Source organism: Streptomyces mutabilis, from assembly GCF_046628145.1.
GTDB lineage: Bacteria > Actinomycetota > Actinomycetes > Streptomycetales > Streptomycetaceae > Streptomyces > Streptomyces mutabilis.
This window is the reverse complement of record NZ_CP176874.1, coordinates 7796255-7814258: the sequence shown is the minus strand read 5'-3', so window position 1 is coordinate 7814258 and position 18004 is coordinate 7796255. Positions and strand designations below refer to the sequence as shown.

Genomic DNA, 18004 nt, shown 5'->3' with positions numbered 1-18004 from the left:
CGCGGTGCACCGGCGTCGGCCGGGTCGCCGTGTGCAGGACTCGGGCACCGGCGACTGAGCGTTCACCGAAGGCGCCCGAGCGGATCCACCGCTCTTATGTCTTGTCCGCCGCCGCCATCGGCGGTTTCGCACCGCTCGGTCCCGGGCCTGCTCCGGCAGGAACGGTATCGATACCGTCAAGCAGAGCCCCACAGCGGAGGCCGGTCACACGGGCGAGGTCCCGCAGGCTCCGCACGCGCGCGACAAGCTCCGGGCGTCGCTGCGGGAACTCGTCCCACAGCCGGTCCAGCTCCGCCAGCAGAAGCCCGGACTGTTCACGTGCCACGCCGACGAGCGTCGGTGCGCCCAGCCGCCGCGCGAAGTCGAACACCTTGCCGGCATAGGGCAGGGGCAACACAGGCAGACCGTGCAGCGCCGCGAAGATCAGGAAGTGCAGACGCATGCCGACGACCAGGTCGAAGTGGCGCATCAGCCCGAGGATCTGCCCAGGACTGTAAACGCCGTTGATGATCCGGCCCCTGTCGGATGCCGCCATCCTGGACAGCACGGCGTGGGCGTGGCGAATGTCCTGCCGTTCCATCGGTACGAAGACGACGTGGACGTCGAGGCGCCGTACCAGGAAGTCGGCAACGCCGGCGAGCAGTGTGTGGTAGTCGCCCTCGTCCAGGTGCTCGGCCGCCCGGCCCGGCTCACGCACCGACATGCCCACCAGACGGGCGTCGGCCGGGACACCCTCGCCTGCCATCATCTCCGAGGTGAACGGCTCCGCCGGCAGCAGCAGGGCCGGGTCTGCGGTGACAGTGATGCCACGCTCGACACCAACCTCCTCCAGAACCAGCCGTGACTCCTCGTCCCGCACCACCACGTCATCCATGGCCGACAGCACCGTCCGCACCGCCTCACGGTCATCCTGTTCACCCAGGGGCCCGGCTCCGACCGCGTAGGCGAACGTCCGCACGCCGTCGGCCTGCGCCGCCGCGACGAGGCGCAGATAGCGGCGCGCCTCGCCGTCGTAAAGGACGCCTCCCCCACCCAGCACGAGCAGATCAAGGTCAGCGAGGGTCTCATTCAACCGTTGGTACGAAACTCCCTCCCAGTGCAGCACCTCGTCCGCGAGCGGTTGGTGCACGCGTGTGTGAGCGGCGTCTCGACTGAAGACGATCAGGGACGCCCGAGGGCTGCGCGCGCGCAGGCAGGCGAGGACACAGGTGAGGATCGCTTCGTCACCCGTGTTCAGCCCACCGTAGGAGCCGAGCACCCCGATCCGCGGATCCGGCGGGAATGGCGGGCGGTCGGTGTTCATACGGCTCTCCTGTCAAAATCCCAGGGCGGAAGGCCGGGGGCCCTGCGGGGCGACCGCACGAGCAGGAAGCGGTGGTGTCCTGTTGCCAGAGGGCCGAAGCCCGCTGTCCGCACGACGGCATGGAAAGGTGCAGTCCGCTGGGAGCGGCCGTACTCTCGGTCCCTTTGACACCGAGGCTCCCGTTCACGACCTGTTGCCGGGTTCGTTCCTGCGGGTCTCGAACTCCTTGTGCCCGTTGGGGCAGGACGGGATCTTGTCTCCCTGTGTCACATGCACCTTCTCGCTGCAGTGCGCGCAGTAGAAGTCCCCTGTCTTCTGCGCCTTCTCGCCGGCCTCGGCGGTCATGACCGGTCACCTCGGCTGCCCTGGTCCGTCGTCCTGGGCCCCTGCGTACCTGCCGTGGTACCGGCTCCGGTGCCGGCCGCTTCGCCCAAGCCCGGAGCGACCGAGCCGTCGCCCGCCATGCCGAGGGTCACCTTGGTCCAGCCCGCCTCCCGCCGGTCGAAGGTGCGGTAGGCGTCGATCGCGTCCTCGGTGCCGACCCAGCGGGTGATCAGCGGAGTGGGGTCGAGCCGGCCGGCGGCGACCATGGACACCAGCTCGGGCACGTACCGGCGGTGGTTGCAGTTGCCCATCTTCAGGGTGAGGTTCTTCATGAACGCCTCGCCGTACGGATAGTGCTGCACCTGCGGCGGATAGACGCCGACGGTGCCGATCGTGCCGGCCTTCGCCGACATCTGCACGGCCCAGCGGGCCGCCAGGGTCGGGGCGTCACCGGGCACCCACGTGCTGCCGTCCGGATTCTGTTCGGGAGCCGCTTCCTGGCGTTCGTGCGCGAACTGCTCGCCCTGCTCGCGCAGCGCTTCGGCCGCCGGACCGTGGGCGGGCCGCTGGGCATCCACGCCCACGGCCTCGATCACACGGTCCACGCCGATGCCGCCGGTCAGCTCCAGGACGGCCTCGACCGGGTCCTCGGTGTTGAAGTCGACCGTTTCGGCATGCTGGTCGCGCGCCAGGTCCAGCCGGTCCGCCAGGCCATCGACGACGATGATGCGCCCGGCTCCCTGCAGGCGGGCACAGGCGATGGCCGCCTGACCGACCGGTCCGGCACCCACGACCGCCACCGTGTCGCCGTCTCCGACCTCCGCCAGCCTCGCCCCGAACCACGCCGTGGGGTAGATGTCGGAGACCAGGATGGCCTGCGCGTCATCCACGGTGTCCGGCAGCGGGACCAGCCCGACGTGCGCGAACGGGATACGGGCGTACTCGGCCTGGAGACCGTCCAGTCCTCCGGCGGCCTCCGGGCCACCGAAGAACACCGTGCCCGCCCGCGGACCACCCGGGTTGGCGTTGTCACATTGTGCGTAGTAGCCGGCCCGGCAGTAGCTGCACGTCCCGCACGCCACGGTGGACGGCACCACGACACGGTCACCGGGGCGGAGGTTGCGCACCCCGGAACCGACCTCCTCCACGACGCCGACGGCCTCGTGGCCGAGGACGCGTCCCTCCTGCATCCCGGGCATCGTGCCACGGATGAAGTGCAGGTCGGTGCCGCAGATGGCGGACGTCGTGATCCGCACGATCGCGTCGTACGGGTCCTTGATCTTCGGTTCCGGCACGTCATCGAGGCGTATGTCCCCCAGCGCGTGCCACACGACAGCCTTCATATGTCTCCTCCGTCGTTCTCGTATCACCGTTACCAGGCGACGCGACCGGTGTGCTCCTTATGGCCGTTTTTGGGTGTCCTGTCGAGGGTCCTCGAAACCGCGGCGTCCCGCCGATGACGGCGAGACCTGCTGACGTACAGACGATTCGCCTTCTCGAAGCCGGTGACGGGGAGCTGGATGCCGTCTTGACAGCCAAGGCATGGCAGGCGAGTTCACGACTCTCGAAAGGCGAGGGTACCGACCGGGCGGTATGCAAAGGGCCTGTCATCGCTTAGCCTTGTACCGCCCGGCCCGGGCGGCCCGGGCGGGCGGGAAGCATCCCACGACGACCGACAGGAGCAGCCCGTGGCTGTCGATCCCGACAAGGCGGTTCTCAACGCCTTCGCTACGCCTGGCCCGGATGGGCCGTTCGTGATGCTGAACCTTCTGCGGTTCACGCCGGACGGCCGGCGGTCCTACGAGGAATACTCACGCCGAGCGGCCGTCTTCCTGAGTAGATACGGAGGGGAACTGCTCTACGCAGGCGACGGTGATACGCCCCTCGTGGCCGGGGAAGGCCAGACCTGGGACGCGGTGCTTCTGGTCCGTTATCCCAGCCGGGAGGCGTTCAGCAGCATGGTCACCGACCCCGATTACCAGCAGATCACCGCGCTACGGACCCGCGCGCTGTCCGAGGCCGTACTCCAACCGACCGCACCCTGGACATCTCGGCTCGGCCCGCGACCGTCCTGAAGCGGGCCGAGCGGGTCCGCTCGAACCACCACACCGCCCCCACCATGTAGGGGCGTCTGCTCGCGCCCAGGACGTGGCTCGTGAGGGTGCCGATGTGACAGCAGGACGGGGCCTTGCGGACGCAGGAGCAGCTGCGCGCCATTCGCTCCTCAGGTGCGGACGTGGCGGCGACGCTGAAACCACCGCTGTACCGAACCGTTGACGAGCAAGGGACGAGAAGGCTCTACACAGCGCGCTACCGGCCCGCCGAAGGCCATGTGACGTACTACTGGCCCGGTGAGACTGGCAACAGCCCTTCGGCGACTTCGGCCCCTGATCCCGCGCCGAGACCCTGGTCCGGGCCGACTGAGAGGCTCCGGACTGCCCCTTGTGCACCCCTGTACGTGGACACTTCCCTGCGACGCACGATCGCCGAGGCAACACCGGGTCCGTGGGCGCCAGTAGGACCTACCGTCAGCGATTTCGCGATCTCGCGCGGTTCACAGACCGCCAGTTCATCCACCGGCGACAAACTGACCCATCCGACCGTTCCCGCTCCCGCATTCACACGACCCGGTCACGCTGAGAGGGACACACGCCTCTGATACGGATGAACGGGTGCGATGGCAAATCATGCACCCGAGGGTGTTCCAGCACACGGACCGCACGAGGCAGCGACGCTTCCACCGCGGCGCCGACCGCATCATGCGCACCAGCGCGTGCGGTCTCACGGCGAAGCCGCACCGGAGTGCTCCGGTGCGGCTTCGCCGTCTCACGGAACCGTGCAGAGATTCCGTCAGGGCGGACCTCGGTGGCGCCTCGCTTATCACCGACGCCCCTATAACGCGGGGGCGCGGGAAACCGGTCTGACCAGGTTGAATACCTCGCGGGCTGCGTATCGCTTGAGGCACCGGATAATTCCACGTCGGGTCTTGCCTTCCTGGGTGCGGCGTTCGTAGTACGCCTGGATGCGTGGATCGTGACGCAGGCGGGTGAAGACGATGCGGTGCAGGGCGGCGTTTGCCTGCCGGTCACCGCCGTGGTTGAGCCACCGCGTTCTTCGCCGGCCCGACGAGTACTCGAGAGGTCATGACGATCGAAGTGGCGTCGGGCACGGTAGTCGTCTATACGAAGTGGCGTGCGCGTGGTCCACGGTGGGGCTGGCGAGGCTGTACGCCGCTCGGGAGCAGGCGCAGGCGCAGGACCGGCTTCGGGTGGACCACCGTCTCTTCCTGTTGGAGGACATCAACCGCTTCCCCATTCCGAAGCGTTACCTGGACGCCGAAATCCCGGTCGCAGGGCCCCTGGCTCCGGAGCTCGGCTTCAAGCCGTGGCAGCAGGACCCGTCGGCCTGGCCGGTGACCGTCGCCCCGGCGAACGAGGCCGTGCACGCCGCGAAGGCCCAGTCGTACGCGGCCGCCGAGCAGCTGGACATGGCGCTGCGGCTGGCGTTCTTCCGCGACAGCCGCTGCATCTCGCTGCACCACGAGATCCTCGACATCGCCTCCGGCTGTGACCGGGTGGACACCGACGCGCTGGTCGAGGCCCTCGACACGGGAGCGCGCGCGGGGCGATGATGCGCGACTACCGGGGGCACCGTGACGAGGTTCAGGGCAGCCCGCACTTCTTCCTTCCGGACGGATTGGACGTCCACAACCCGGGCATCGGTCTGCGCTGGGAGGGTGATCCCGGCGCAGGTTATCCCGTGGTCGAGGACGATGATCCTGGAGCCTACGACGCGCTCGCCCGCCGCGCGCTGGGATGACGCCTCGTCCCGGCCACGAGGTCGTCGTGCGTGGCGTCCTCGTCGGCATCAGTCGTCGGATCAGCCTTACCGTGCCCATGACCTGCATGAAGGCGGCGGAGACGGGGCAGACGGTGGTCCTGTGATGGGGAGGATGCCATGACGATGACGGAGCAGTCGGCCGAGCCGACGGAGGAGGAGACCGTTCGCTGCGCACACCACGACGGTCACGGCCCGGGGTCGGGTGCCGAGGCGCCGGAGTCCCCGCGTGAGCGGGTCAACCGCCGCTGGAACGAGGTCCTGCAGGAGACGCGGATCACCCAGACCGGTGTACAGATCCTCTTCGGCTTCCTGCTGAGCGTGGCCTTCACCCCGCTGTTCCGGGAACTGGGGACGGTGGACCACGTCATCTACGTCCTCACCGTGGTCCTGGGCGCGTCGGCCACGGGATCTCTCATAGCACCCGTCTCCATCCACCGTTTCCTGTCCGGCCAGCGTATGAAGGACGAGGTGGTGGAGGCAGCCTGCCGCCTGATGATGTGCGGCATAGTCCTGCTCGCGTTGACCATCGGCTGCACGCTGCTGCTCATCCTGCGTTTCGTGGTCCCCGGTGTCCTCGCCGAAGTGCTCGTCGGCGGGGTCATGCTGTGGTTCGGCCTCTGCTGGTACGTGCTGCCGCTGCGCCTGCGCCGCCGCGCCGCCCGGCGCTCCCCCACCAACGACGCGTAGGCGCCCGGGGCGCGAGGCGGGCAGGGCGTCGTGACCGGATGCCGGAGCAACGGGCAACACGGTCCGCCTCAGGTGCGCGGCCTGAAGGCCAGCGGGTCGGGCCTGCCGCCGTCACCAGGGGCTCGGTCGCGGTCTGGCCGGCGTCCACCGCATTGAAGCGGACGACGGGGATCGTCCTGGCGTACTGCGTGGTCAGCCACGACGGACGGGGCGGTCGCTTTCCGCAGCAGGGGCAGGAACGCGTGCGTGACGCGCACCAGGCCGAAGACGTTGGTTTCGTGGACGTGGCGGACCTGGTCGGCCGTCAAGTCCTCGGATGCGGTCACTTCGCCGAGGATGCCGGCGTTGCTGACGAGAATGTCCAGGTGGCCGACCCGTGCGCGCAGCGTCTCGACCGCCGCGTCGACCGACGCGTCGTCGATCATGTCCAGCTGGACGAAGCCGGCGCCGAGCCGGTCGGCGGCCTTGCGTCCGTTCCCGGCGTCCCGGGCTTCGATCCAGACCGTCTGGCCCGCCTGGACGAGTCGGCGCGCGATCTCGTGACCGAGGCCCCTGTTGCCGCCGGTGATCAATGTGGTGGTCACGTCGTGTCTCTCCTGTGCGTGTCGTCGGAGCGGGTGCTCCCGGAAAGCGGTCACCGGGAGCACCCAAGGGATTGGTCCCGCGGCGGTGTGCTCCGTCGCGTCGACCCCGACGTCGGCGGGCGCCCTGCTCTAGTGGGCGGGGCGGAACGGACGCAGTAGGCGGATGCCGTCCTCGATGGATCCGTCGATCAGTTCGAGCATCTGCGGGACGAGTTCCCGCATCCGGGGCGCGGCGAGGTGTGCGTCGAGGTGTGCGCGTGTCTCCCAGCGTTCGTAGATGACGAACTCGCCGGGTCGGCCCTCGACTTCGTGAGACTCGTAGTCGATGTTGCCGGGGTCGTTGCGAGAGGGGGTGACGGCGGCGGTGATGAACGCCTTGAGGTCGTCCTCCCTGCCCGCCTTCGCCTTCGCGTCCCAGACGACGGTCACGTAGCCGTTGTGTGTTGCGGTCATAGTGATTCCTTTTCTGTTCCGTGTTGTGTTCCGTGCTGACGAGCTGTGTCTGGTACCGAGCCGGGTCAGCTCTTGATGAAGTCGAGGAGGTCTGCATTGACGGTGTCGGCGTTGACGGTGCACATGCCGTGCGACAGGCCCGGGTAGACCTTCAGGGTTACGTGCTCGACCAACGTGACCGCCGACCGGGCGGAGTTGGCGATCGGGACGATTTGGTCGTCGTCACCGTGCATGAGGAGCGTGGGCACGTCGATCGCCCGGAGGTCGTCGGTGAAGTCCGTCTCCGAGAACGCTCTGATCCCCTCGTGGTGCGCCTGCGCGCTGCCGGCCATCCCCTGGCGCCACCAGTTCTGGATGATGCCCTGGGAGACGTCCGCGCCCGGACGGTTGAACCCGTAGAACGGCCCGGAGGCGATGTCGAGGTAGAACTGGGAGCGGTCGGTGGCCACGCCCTCGCGGAAGCCGTCGAAGACCTCCACCGGCAGCCCTGCGGGGTTGGACTTCGTTTGGACCATGTGCGGCGGGACCGCTGCGATGAGGACGGCCTTGGCAACCCGGCCGGCACCGTGCCTGGCGACGTACCGGGCGACCTCTCCGCCACCGGCGCAGTGGCCGACGTGGACGACGTCGCGCAGACCGAGGTGTGCCACCACGGCGGCGGCGTCCGCCGCGTAGCGGTCCATGTCGTGCCCGTGGCCGACCTGGGCGGAGCGCCCGTGCCCGCGGCGGTCGTGGGCGACGACGCGGTAGCCCCGCCGGACGAGGAACAGCAGTTGGGCGTCCCAGTCGTCCGAGCTCAGCGGCCAGCCGTGGTGGAACATGACCGGTCGGCCCGAGCCCCAGTCCTTGTAGAAGATCTCGACTCCGTCGCTGGTGGTGACGAACGGCATGGTCCGCTCCTCGTGGTCTCGCCCGGGTACCGGGCGGATTCGATGTCTCCACGAGAATGGCTCGGCCACCGTGCCGACAGCCTCCGTCAGCTGACTGACATCCGGCCGACGGCTCGCTTACGTCAGTACCGGGGCAGTGCTGAGACCCGACCGGTAGCTCTCACAGCCGGGTGGCCGGAGGCTCGGGAGGCAGCGCCTCCAGAGCGTCGCGGAGCCCGGCCCGCGACGTGATCCCCAGCTTCGGGAATACACGGTAGAGATGCGACGACACGGTCCGCGGCGAAAGGAACAGACGCGACGCGATCTGCGGGTTCGACAGCCCCGTCGCCGCCAGCCTGGCAACCTCGAGCTCCTGCGGGGTAAGGGCCTCGCCGACCTTGCCCCGGCCGGTCCGCGTCATCCCGGTGGCGCGGAGCTCCGCCGCGGCCCGGGCCTCCCACGAACGCGCTCCGAGCTCCTCGAAGCGGCCGCGGGCGGCGGCCAGCTGCACCCGGGCCTCGCGGTTGAGCCCCTGGCGGCGCAGCCTCTCGCCGTATGCCAGATGAGCACGGCCGACCTCGAAGGGCCACTGTTCGATGCCCGGCAGCCCGAGTGCCTCCTCGAAGCACCGGACCATGTCCTCGGCAACCGATGTCATCGCCGTGACCGTGGCCGCGCTCAGCGCGAACCGCGACGAGAGGTGACCGACACCGGCGTCGCGCAGCGCGTGCGCGTGCCGTCGCGCCTCCGCGTGCCGCCCGGAGCGCACGGCGGCCTCGACGAGGTCCGGCGCGGACCACACGGCCTCGGGGTTGAACGCCGGCAGCACACCCGGGGCGCAGATCGCCGTGGCGTGCCGGAACGCCGTCTCGAAGTCGGCGGCGCCGAGGGCCGCCCGGGCCGCCGCCTGGTGGGCGCAGTTCTCCAATCGCCGCAGGCCCCTGGGACCCGACCACCCCCAGATGTCCTCGCAGTGCTCCCGGCACGCGTCGAGGGCGCCGCGCTGGGCCGCGGCCATTGCAGCGACGTAGTGCCCCACCTGGGCGAACAGGTGGTACCCCGTCTCCTCGGACAGCGCGATGAGCTCGTCCGCGGCGCCGGCCGACGCCTGCCACCGGCCGGCGTACAGGTCGTCCAGGGCGACGAACATCAGGGCCGGCATGCTCGATCCCACCGCGCCGCCGTCGCGTATGACCCGGGACACGGCCTCGTGACAGCCCGGAAGCCGGTCGAGGTACGAGGCGGTCAGGGCGGTGCGGATGACCACGTCGGCGTCACTCTGGTCCCTCAGCCGCGCGATCTCCTCGTCCAGGCGGCGCAGCATGCCGTCGGTGACGGAGCCGAGGTCGTGGTGGACGCGCCCCAGCGACGCCGCGGCGGCGGGCGCCGCCTCGGGGAACCGGGCGAGGACGTCGACCAGAGGCTGCCAGTGCTCGGGCCGGCCCGAGTACTGGCTGGCGAGGATGAGGGTGAACAGCGCGGTCTCCAGCTCCTCATGCGGCGGTCCGGGCATCACCGGGTTCTGCTCGACCGCCTCCATCAGGAGTGCATGGGCCGTATCGGCGTCGCCTTCCGTGACGAGCACCAGGAAGCCGGCCGTCGCGGCCGCCGAGAGCGACCGGGCCGCCGGATTGCCCTCGACCTCACGCATGATCTCGTGGCTGACCTTTAGATGGCCTGTGACCCAGGCGGCGGCATAGGCGGCCTGGGACAGGCGGCGCCTGCGGTCCGCTCGGTCGGTGCTCAGCTCGGCCGCGCGCCGCAATCTCGCGATCGCGCCGTCGGCGTCACCGCGCCGCAGGCTGCTCCGGGCCGCCGACTCCACCACGGCGGCGACCGCCTCGTCGGGCGCCGTCGTGGCTCTCGCCAGGTGATCACCGCGCCGCTCGGGCTGGTCGGCCAGCGCGTCGGCCAGCCGGCGGTGGGCGCCGCGCCGCTGCTCACCGGTGGAACCGTCGACTACCGCGGACCTGACCAGCGGATGCCTGAAGCGCACCGCGCGGCCGTACTCCGTGACCATGACCAGGTGGTCACGCTCCGCGGGAGCGAGTTCCTCAAGGCTGCCCGGCCCGCCGGCCGCCTCGAGGACGCCGATGTCGCCGGAGCCCTCGAGAGCCGCGAGCAGCAGTACCTCACGTGTTCCCCTCGGCAGTCGTCCAACGCGGGCGCCGTACAAAGCGCGGACATCCCGCCCCGGGCCGCTCGCCCACCCCGTCCCTTGGCCGTGTTGGTCGCCGGACACCCCGGTGGACCCGGCGAACTCGAGCAGCGCCAGGGGATTTCCCTGCGCCTCGTGGGCCACACTCGAAAGAACCCGGCGGGGAAGGTGAGCAAAGCGTCGGGACAGCAGCCGCAGGGCGTCCGCGTCACCCAGCGGCGCGACCTCGAGCTCCGGCAGACCGGTGGACCGGAAGGGTTCGCCGGACTCCGCCCGCTGCGCTCCGAGCAGCCCGATGCGGCGGCCCCCCAGCCTTCTGGCGACGAAACCCACCGCGGCTCGGCTCGCCTGGTCGACGACATGAAGGTCATCGACCACGAGGAGCAACGGCCGCTTCTTCGCGGCCTCGTCGAACAGGGACAGTGCCGCGTTCAGGACGGCGATCCGGCTCGGCGCGGGACCGGCGCCGAGACCGAGGGCGACCTCGAGGGCCTCCCGCATGGAACGCGGCAGACGATCGAGCTCGTCCGGCAGCGAGCCGACGAGCTGATGGAGGCCCGCGAAGCTGATGTCCGTCTCGTACTCGACACCGCTCCCGCGGACGACCCGCACTCCCTTCGCCACCGCCAGCTCGGCGGTCGCGTCCAGGAGTGCCGTCTTCCCCACGCCCGGATCACCGGTGAGCACCAGGACAGCTCCGTCCGTCCCGGCCATGTCGAGGAACACCGCAAGCTCGGCGAGCTCGCCCTCCCGGCCGACCAGCCCGGTCGGGCCGACGCCCATGCCTGTCCCTGACTTCGCCCACATCCGCCGCGTCCCTCGTCCTGCCTCGCGAAGCAGTCGAAACACTAGCCACGCACCTGACCAGGAAGTATCGCACCCACCGGCAAACCGAGCCTGAAGCCATCTGCTTCGCCGACACCCGCAGCTCCCAAACGAAGATCATGCAGAACACCCGTCGGGCGCCGCAGCCCCATCGCAACGACAGCACCAAGGGCAGTCAGCCTTCCCGGGAAGCTTTTCGAGTCGGCTGATAACGGTGATGTGGGTGGCGTCGACGTTGGCGGCCTGAGCGGCGTTGAGGACCTTGGTGGTCTCGGCTCCGTCGATGAGTACGCGACCCACTCGCCGGTGCCCACAGCGCGTACGGTCGCGTGGGTCACCGCGTCCGCGCCCCGCCGCGAGGACTTCGTCCAGGGTCGGCGGGTTCGCGGTGCCGAGCCGGTGCGTCCCCGTCGTCGGCGTGAACAACGTGTCGCCGTCGTCGAGCAGGTGCACCGGGCCCACGGCACGGGCGCCGTCGTACGCCGTGCCGGCCAGGTTCCCGCGGCGGCGGGGGTCTCCTCACAGAACTGGCACCGCGGCGCTTTCCTCGCCCCTCCCGCGCTCCGGGCCCGCCCCGAGCACCGTCAGCGTCACCCCGGCTGCCACCGCCAGCGCCGCCACCAGTCCCGCCGCGAGCACCGCCCAGTGACCCAGGAACGTACAGACGACCACCAGCAGCGCCGTGGTCGGCAGCACCGACTGCTGGGCGATCCCCACCTTGTAGAAGCGCGAGTGCAGCGCCCATACCGTGAGCAAAAACAGCGCTGTCGGCAGCGTCACCGCCGCCGACGCCGACAGCGCCGAAAGGTGCGTCTTGCCCACCGCCTGCTCCACCGCCACCTCCAGGCCGGCCCCGATCGCGGCACCCGAGACGAAGATCAGGTAATGGCCGTAGCCCCAGAGGAAGGACTGCCGGTTGGACCGGAGGTGCCCGTGGATGGGGACCGCGAAGTACACCCACCAGGCGGCGAAGATGATCAGCAGTCCGCCGGCGGCGATGGGCAGCAACTCCCCCAGGGCCTCGTGCTCGTCGATCCCCGACTGCACGGCGACGGTGGCCGCCGCGATGGTCTCGCCGAGCACGATGAGCGTGAGCAGCCCGTACCGTTCGGCGATGTGGTGGGGGTGCCACGGCGTGGGGTGGGCCCGCTCCGCATACAGCGGTACGGCCATCTCCAGTGGCGCCATCACCAGGAAGACCCACGGCCGGTCGGCCTCCGGCAGGGCCAGTAGCCCCAGCCAGCCGATCTGGCACAGCCCGATGGCGTACCGCAGCGCCATCGTCCGCTCGGGGCCCTGGCTCGACCGCGCCACGCGCAGCCACTGCGCCATCATGGCGAGCCGCGTGATCACATAACCCATGACGACGACCAGGTACGCGTGTTCCTCGAACACCTGGGAGACGCCTGCCGTCAGGACGAGCACGCCGGCTATCTGGATCAGCGTGGCGATCCGGTACAGCACGTCGTCGTTGTCGTAAGCCGAGGCGAACCACGTGAAGTTCATCCACGCCCACCAGATGGCGAAAAAGATCATCAAGTAGTTGAGGATCCCCTCGCCCGTGCGGCCCTCGACCATGGCGTGCACCAACTGGGCGCCTGCCTGGGCTATGGCCACGATGAAGCACAGGTCGAAGAAGAGCTCCAGTGCGGAGACGCCGCGGCGGGTCTCGCCGCGGCCTCGCGCCGTGAGCCTGCGCAGTGGTCTGTGGTGGGCGGGCGCCGCGGAGCACACCGGCGGCGGAGCCGGGCTGCTTGTCATCTGGTGAGCCAAGCTCCGAAATGCCGCTGCAGTCGGGGATTGATCTGCCAGACCATCGCTGCTGCCGCCGCCGGGACGAGTACAGCGAGTCGCACCGGCAGGTACAGATCCTCCAGAACAGGGCTTGTGGCAAGGCCCAGCAGGACGATGGTGGGGTAGATACCGCAGACGGTGAGGAGCCACAGCTTCCAACGCCGGACGGCGGCCGGAACGGTGGGGCCGAGCCGGGGTTCGGCGTTCGCGAACGCGTTCCGGCTCTGCTCCCGGAGCGTGTGTCGGATGTCCGTCACTGCCGGTGGGCTTGGCAGTCCAGGATCGTCGGCACCGTAGGCATGGGAAACAGTTCTCTCGTTCATGGACCACTCCAAATCGACATGCTGCGTATCGTTTTGATTCCATCGGTTCCTACGCGACCGAGGCGATGTCGGCGCTGCGTGATGGGCTACCCGCGCGCAATAGCGGCAGCAGTTGCCGGGTGGGCAGCACAGGGCTCAGATGGCTCACCGTCGGCCGCTGCTGGTATCCGTCCACTGGCATGCTTCGGATGGTGCCGTTCCAGGTGAAGCCGCACCCGCGTTGTTGACCAGCACGTCGAGGCGACCGTGCCGTGCCGCCACTTCGGCCGCGGGTCGCTGGGTCTCGGCCAGAGCGGACAGGTCGGCGATGTATTGCCCGGTCCCGAAATGTTGCGCGACCGGCACCGGTCGCTGCGGGTTACGACCGTGCAGAAGCAACTGGTGCCTGGCTTCCGCGAACTCCTCAGCCAGAGCGAGACCAAGAGCGTTCGTCGCTCCGGAGATCGGAATCGAGGCCATGGTGCACCGTTCCTGTGCAGGAGGGCTGCCCGGCGCCCAGGTGGGCGCCGGGCCAGGTGGGCGCCGGGCCAGGTGGGCGCCGGGCCAGGTGATGATCTGATCAGTGAGCGGACTGGGTGTGGTCCTGCTCCACGTACACCTTGAGGGCCTGGAACTCCTCGATCGCTCGCGGGCCGCACAGGTAGCCGTAACCGCTTCCCTTGACGCCGCCCTCCTCGAAGTCCTCGCTGATGGCTCCCCAGGTGTTGATCCATACCGTGCCGGTGCGGATGCGCCGGGCGATCCGGCGGGCCTTCATCGAGTCCGAGCTGAACACCGAGGCGGCCAGGCCGTAGATGGTGGCGTTCGCCTTGGTCACGGCGTCGTCCTCGTCATCGAAGATCTCGAACGTCTGGACCGGACCGAAGACCTCTTCCTGCACGATCCGGACGTCGGTGCGGTCCACCTCGATCAGGCTCGGCCGGTAGAACGCGCCGGCGGCCAGCGGGCCGTCGGTGACCACGCCGCCGCGCAGAAGTACCGTGCCGTACGAGGCGGCTTCCTCGACGATCGCGTCCACCCGCTGGGCGGACGCCCGGTCGATCACCGGGCCGAGCTGGGCCTTCTCGTCGTCGCCCGACCCGAGCCGCACCTGCGCGAGCGCGGCGGTGAGCCGAGTGCGCACCTGGTCGGCGATGCCCCGGTGAACCAGTACACGGGAGCCGGTGCAGCAGAACTGCCCGTTCATCAGCACCAGCGACTGCACCACGGTGGGGATCACCATGTCCAGATCGGCGTCGGGAAAGATCACCATGGGCGCCTTGCCGCCCAGTTCCAAACCGAGCCGCTTGAGTGTGGTGGAGGCCGCGGCCGCGATACGGCGCCCGACCGGCGTACTGCCAGTGTAGTTGATCACGTCGACCTTGTCCGAGGAGACCAGGAACGGGGCCCCGGTGTTGCCGGACTCGGTGAACACGCTGACCACGCCCGCCGGGATCTCCGGGACCGAGGCCAGGACCTGCGCGAAAAGCTCATTGGTCAGTGCCGTCTGAGCCGGAAGCTTGACCACGACGGTGCAGCCGGCGGCCAGCGCCGGGCCCAGTGCCCGCACGGTCAGCATAATGGGGGAGTTCCAGGGAGAAATGATCCCGGCGACACCGAGCGGCTCGGGCACCGAGTGGGTGTACTGGCCGGGTGCCGTCTCGGCGGCGCGCCCGGTGGTCTGGGTACGCACAGAGGCCGCCGCGTACCGCAGCCACCCGACCGCACTGCTGACCTCCCACGTGGTCTCACCCAGCAGCTTGCCGTTCTCCCGGGACAACATGGCCGCAACCTCGGGTACCCGGGCCTCGAGGGCGTCGGCCAGCCGGCTGAGCGCGGTCGCCCGAAGCGAGGGAGTGCGCGCCCATTCGGTGGTCTCGAACGCGGCGGCGGCTGCGTCCACGGCGGCCGAGGCCTCTGCCTCGCCACCGTCGTAGAACGAGCCGACGACGGTGCCGTCGGCCGGGTTGATCGATTCCAGAACCGAGCCGGAGCCGGTCCACTGTCCGTTGATCCAGTGCTGCGCGATGGTGTTCACGGTCCGCTCCTCGTGGTCTCACCCGGGTACCGGGCGGATTCGATGTCTCCACGAGAATGGCTCGGCCGCCGTGCCGACAGCCTCCGTCAGCTGACTGACATCCGGCCGACGGCTCGCTTACGTCAGTACCGGGGCAGTGCTGAGACCCGACCGGTGGCTCTCAGTGGACGTTGAGTCCGCTTCGGGTGTGACCCAGATACGCGTCAAAGGGCCAATGAGTTGATCTTGAGGCCCTGACGGGCAGCCTGAGTGCCCCGGAGAGGCCACAGCCTCGTACGTGGGTGTTGCTTTGGCCTTTGCTCCTCTGGGTGGGCACAGTCCCGGTAGCGTGCCGCCGACCACGCGATGTGAAGGGCGGGGCCGCGGTGGCGAAGCGGTGGGTCCGGTACGTGATGCCAGTGATGGTCGATGTCGACTGCGACGACGACAAGGTGACCCGGGTGGTCACGCTCACGGAGGAGGTCCGCGAGGACCGCGACGACATGGGGCGCTTCCTCATCTCGACGAGAAGTTCGTCCACCGGAACAGCGACGAGCAGCCCCAAGCGCACACGTTCTGTGTGGGCGAGCCTCGCTGGGAGCATCCGCAGTTCTGAGCTGGCGGGCCGGTGAACTGGCTGGAGACCTCAGCGTGGGAGGAAGGCTTCGACCTGACTGAGGCGGACGACCGGTACGCGGAGATCGACCCGTACGAGCTGCGGGAGCGGTAGAAGGACAGCAGAGGGCCCCGGCCGGGAGCTTGGTGTTCGCGGTGGTCAGGCCGCTGGCGTGAAGAGTTCGAGCAGGCGTTCCTTCTGCCGGGCGCCCAGGCCCTGGACGCGGCGGCTCTCGGAGATGCCGAGTTCATCCAGGAGCTGTGCGGCGCGGGCCTTACCGATGCCGGGCATCGACTCCAGCAGGCGGCGGACGTAGACCTTGCCGACCAAGGTGTCCTCGCGCTCCAGCGCCTCCTTCAGCGAGACCTCGCCGTCCTTGAGCTGGGCGAGGATCTCGCCGCGCTCCTTGCGGACAGCGGCGGCCTTCTTCAGCGCTTCGGCGCGGGCCTCGGCGGTCAGTGCGGGCAGAGCCATCGGGGACCTCTTCTCGTACGGCGTTGCGGCGGCCATCATCACCCCGCCATCGGGCTGGTGACCAGCAGGTTTACGGATTTGCCCCTGGTAGGGTGCCGACTTCGTCCTGTGCGGTCCAGGTCTTGAGTACGTGTTCGCAGCCGTCGCTGACTTCGATGAGGCGAATGACTACGCTGTCCTGGCTGCCCTACATCCCGACCCAGCCGCGGTACGTGCGCAGGGCGGGAGCGTCGTCGGTCCATTCGCCGGTGACGGCCGGGCCGCCCTCTTCGAACTGGAGGACCGCGAGGTACCGGGTGGGCTCCGGCTGGTCCGCCGTACGCGGGCGGGAACGTCCCCGGCCTTCAGGGCGGCGAAGTCGGCGTGCGCGGCCTCGAGGGCTTCGGGGTACGCCTCGTGCTTGGCGTGTTCGGCGAGCGCCCGGTAGATGCTGGCGACGGAGGGGTTCCGTCCCTTGCGCCTGCCAGTGGGGATGATCAGGTCGGGCTGGATCTGCTCGACGGACTCGCCGCCCGCGGGGCGGCGGAGCACGGTGTGGAGCATGTCGGCGGTGATGACCGGGGGCCGGCCGCCGTGCTTGCCCTTGCGGGCCGCGGTGTCGAGCCCCTCCAGCGTCGACTCCGGGATGTTCTCCCGTTCGGTCTCCGCCATCGCCGCGAAGAAGGCGAACAGCAGCTTGCCGGGGCCGGTGGGGCCGTAGATGGCGGGCAGGGGCCCGGCGAGCATCTCCAGGACCAGGCCGTGGGCGGTAAGGTGGTCGGCGAGCGCGGTGAGTTCGGCGGCGTCGCGCCCAGCCGCTTCATCTCGTACACGGTGAAGATGACGCGGCAGTGCGGGACGTGGGCCTTGACCTCCTGCGCCGTACGAGCGCCTCCTCGAACTGGGCCCTCCGCGGATGCGGGTGCTGATCTTCTCGTTGAAGATCTTGTCCCTCGGGATGCCGTGGCCCGCAAGGCGTCGAGCTGGGAGTCGTCGTCCTGCCCAAGGGCGGAGCAAAGGGCGCGGGTGGTGCCGTCTCTTACGCCTGCCTCCGCGCCGGCTCTCGTGATCGTCACGGACTCATGGCAGGCCGAGCCCCCCACGGTCCGCGCACGCGTGGAACTCGTCCACGGTCAGCGTCGGATGCACAGGGCTTGGCGGCATGGGGAAGGGCAGTCCGGCCCCGCGTGCCCCGACGATCTTTGGGGTGGGGTCTCGTCGCAGCCGTGTGTCATCCCGCCCGTCGCCGGCCGCCCGGGCCGACCCCGCCGCCCCGAGGCCCTCCTCGGAGACAAGGGCTACGACTCCAATCCCAACCGCGAACTGCGCAAGCGCCGAATCCTGTCGGTCATCTCCTGCAAGGGCAGCCCGAACATCAAGAGCCTCGGCAAGCTCCGCTCCGTCGTCGAGCAGACCTTCGCCCTCCGTCACCAGTTCAAGTGCCTCGCCGTCCGTTGGGAACGCCGCACCGAACTCCACGACGCCTTCGTTTCCCTCGCCTGAAGCCTCATCTACTGGAGACGCCTCGAAGGCCAACTCATGATCGTGTTATGAGCTCATAGGACACAGTCTGATGCGGATTGGCCACACCCATCCCAGAGCCGTACTCGTGATGTACTTCTGGTCCGCCTTGGTGTCCTTTGGGGTCGTGGCCTACTCAGTGGTGCGGAAGGTGGAACAGTCTTTGCGCTCTTCATGCTCGCGACCGACGACCTGATACTGCTCCTGGTCCCCTACGCTACGGCTCGAAAATTGCAATGGAGACCACGATCAGGACGA

18 protein-coding genes and 2 pseudogenes are annotated in these 18004 nt (G+C 69.3%); 6 read left to right on the top strand and 14 right to left on the bottom strand.

Annotated elements, in window-relative coordinates; translation table 11 throughout:
* Nucleotides 1-94 precede the first annotated feature (94 nt).
* The 3 genes from ACLIN4_RS35160 to ACLIN4_RS35150 all read right to left on the bottom strand — a co-directional run bounded on the left by ACLIN4_RS35160 (nucleotide 95) and on the right by ACLIN4_RS35150 (nucleotide 2970).
* Nucleotides 95-1303 (bottom strand): polysaccharide pyruvyl transferase family protein, encoded by a 1209-nt coding sequence (locus ACLIN4_RS35160; protein WP_411576599.1) that lies wholly within the window; start codon nucleotides 1301-1303, stop codon nucleotides 95-97.
* 183 nt (nucleotides 1304-1486) lie between these two features.
* Nucleotides 1487-1648 carry a zinc ribbon-containing protein gene (locus ACLIN4_RS35155; RefSeq protein WP_107477489.1) on the bottom strand — a complete coding sequence of 54 codons (162 nt, stop codon included), beginning with the start codon at nucleotides 1646-1648 and terminating at the stop codon, nucleotides 1487-1489.
* The gene (locus ACLIN4_RS35150) at nucleotides 1645-2970 is read right to left on the bottom strand and encodes a zinc-dependent alcohol dehydrogenase (protein WP_411576598.1); all 1326 of its coding nucleotides are present in this window, start codon (nucleotides 2968-2970) and stop codon (nucleotides 1645-1647) included. The genes ACLIN4_RS35155 and ACLIN4_RS35150 overlap by 4 nt, the downstream gene beginning before the upstream one ends.
* 345 nt (nucleotides 2971-3315) lie before the next feature.
* Between ACLIN4_RS35150 and ACLIN4_RS35145 the strand changes: the two genes are divergently transcribed.
* Nucleotides 3316-3702, top strand: a complete 387-nt coding sequence (locus ACLIN4_RS35145; RefSeq protein WP_411576597.1) for a DUF1330 domain-containing protein — start codon at nucleotides 3316-3318, stop codon at nucleotides 3700-3702.
* A gap of 817 nt (nucleotides 3703-4519) precedes the next feature.
* On the opposite strand, the pseudogene ACLIN4_RS35140 reads toward ACLIN4_RS35145, so the two are convergent.
* Nucleotides 4520-4708 (bottom strand): annotated as a pseudogene (locus ACLIN4_RS35140) (IS110 family transposase); the annotation flags it as partial.
* A 187-nt stretch (nucleotides 4709-4895) separates the two neighbouring features.
* Here ACLIN4_RS35140 and ACLIN4_RS35135 point away from each other — a divergent pair.
* The 3 genes from ACLIN4_RS35135 (at nucleotide 4896) to ACLIN4_RS35125 (ending at nucleotide 6154) form a co-directional block, all read left to right on the top strand.
* Nucleotides 4896-5258: a hypothetical protein gene (locus ACLIN4_RS35135; protein ID WP_411576596.1), complete on the top strand. Its 363-nt coding sequence runs from the start codon at nucleotides 4896-4898 to the stop codon at nucleotides 5256-5258.
* On the top strand, nucleotides 5255-5446 hold the full coding sequence (locus ACLIN4_RS35130; protein WP_411576595.1) for a hypothetical protein: 192 nt from the start codon (nucleotides 5255-5257) through the stop codon (nucleotides 5444-5446). The genes ACLIN4_RS35135 and ACLIN4_RS35130 overlap by 4 nt, the downstream gene beginning before the upstream one ends.
* Before the next feature lie 138 nt (nucleotides 5447-5584).
* Nucleotides 5585-6154, top strand: coding sequence for a DUF6328 family protein (locus ACLIN4_RS35125; RefSeq protein WP_411576594.1), 570 nt, complete (start codon nucleotides 5585-5587; stop codon nucleotides 6152-6154).
* Between the two features lie 197 nt (nucleotides 6155-6351).
* Here ACLIN4_RS35125 and ACLIN4_RS35120 read toward each other — a convergent pair.
* The 8 genes and pseudogenes from ACLIN4_RS35120 to ACLIN4_RS35085 form a co-directional block, all read right to left on the bottom strand.
* Nucleotides 6352-6738 (bottom strand): annotated as a pseudogene (locus ACLIN4_RS35120) (SDR family NAD(P)-dependent oxidoreductase); the annotation flags it as partial.
* 129 nt (nucleotides 6739-6867) lie between these two features.
* Entirely contained in the window at nucleotides 6868-7191 is a 324-nt protein-coding gene (locus tag ACLIN4_RS35115; protein WP_100048418.1) for a putative quinol monooxygenase, read from the bottom strand.
* Nucleotides 7192-7256: 65 nt separating this feature from the next.
* Complete coding sequence (locus tag ACLIN4_RS35110; protein ID WP_381942303.1) at nucleotides 7257-8081, bottom strand: alpha/beta fold hydrolase; 825 nt, start codon at nucleotides 8079-8081, stop codon at nucleotides 7257-7259.
* Between the two features lie 160 nt (nucleotides 8082-8241).
* Nucleotides 8242-11001: an ATP-binding protein gene (locus tag ACLIN4_RS35105; protein WP_411576593.1), complete on the bottom strand. Its 2760-nt coding sequence runs from the start codon at nucleotides 10999-11001 to the stop codon at nucleotides 8242-8244.
* A gap of 561 nt (nucleotides 11002-11562) precedes the next feature.
* Nucleotides 11563-12804, bottom strand: coding sequence for a low temperature requirement protein A (locus tag ACLIN4_RS35100; RefSeq protein WP_411576592.1), 1242 nt, complete (start codon nucleotides 12802-12804; stop codon nucleotides 11563-11565).
* Nucleotides 12801-13160, bottom strand: a complete 360-nt coding sequence (locus ACLIN4_RS35095) for a hypothetical protein (protein WP_381942310.1) — start codon at nucleotides 13158-13160, stop codon at nucleotides 12801-12803. The genes ACLIN4_RS35100 and ACLIN4_RS35095 overlap by 4 nt, the downstream gene beginning before the upstream one ends.
* Before the next feature lie 144 nt (nucleotides 13161-13304).
* Nucleotides 13305-13619: an SDR family NAD(P)-dependent oxidoreductase gene (locus tag ACLIN4_RS35090; protein WP_309050164.1), complete on the bottom strand. Its 315-nt coding sequence runs from the start codon at nucleotides 13617-13619 to the stop codon at nucleotides 13305-13307.
* Nucleotides 13620-13719: 100 nt separating this feature from the next.
* Nucleotides 13720-15177: an aldehyde dehydrogenase family protein gene (locus ACLIN4_RS35085; RefSeq protein WP_411576591.1), complete on the bottom strand. Its 1458-nt coding sequence runs from the start codon at nucleotides 15175-15177 to the stop codon at nucleotides 13720-13722.
* A gap of 401 nt (nucleotides 15178-15578) precedes the next feature.
* Between ACLIN4_RS35085 and ACLIN4_RS35080 the strand changes: the two genes are divergently transcribed.
* Complete coding sequence (locus tag ACLIN4_RS35080; protein WP_289913001.1) at nucleotides 15579-15788, top strand: hypothetical protein; 210 nt, start codon at nucleotides 15579-15581, stop codon at nucleotides 15786-15788.
* 143 nt (nucleotides 15789-15931) lie between these two features.
* Here the strand turns inward: ACLIN4_RS35080 and mihF are convergent, their stop codons facing one another.
* Together mihF and ACLIN4_RS35070 are read right to left on the bottom strand one after the other, a co-directional pair.
* Nucleotides 15932-16246, bottom strand: a complete 315-nt coding sequence (mihF, locus tag ACLIN4_RS35075) for an integration host factor, actinobacterial type (RefSeq protein ID WP_289912999.1) — start codon at nucleotides 16244-16246, stop codon at nucleotides 15932-15934.
* A gap of 168 nt (nucleotides 16247-16414) precedes the next feature.
* The gene (locus tag ACLIN4_RS35070) at nucleotides 16415-17242 is read right to left on the bottom strand and encodes a recombinase family protein (RefSeq protein ID WP_411576590.1); all 828 of its coding nucleotides are present in this window, start codon (nucleotides 17240-17242) and stop codon (nucleotides 16415-16417) included.
* A 126-nt stretch (nucleotides 17243-17368) separates the two neighbouring features.
* On the opposite strand from ACLIN4_RS35070, the gene ACLIN4_RS35065 reads away from it, so the two are divergent.
* A complete protein-coding gene (locus ACLIN4_RS35065; RefSeq protein WP_290014825.1) occupies nucleotides 17369-17728 on the top strand; it encodes a hypothetical protein in 360 nt (119 codons plus the stop codon).
* Nucleotides 17729-18004: the final 276 nt, after the last annotated feature.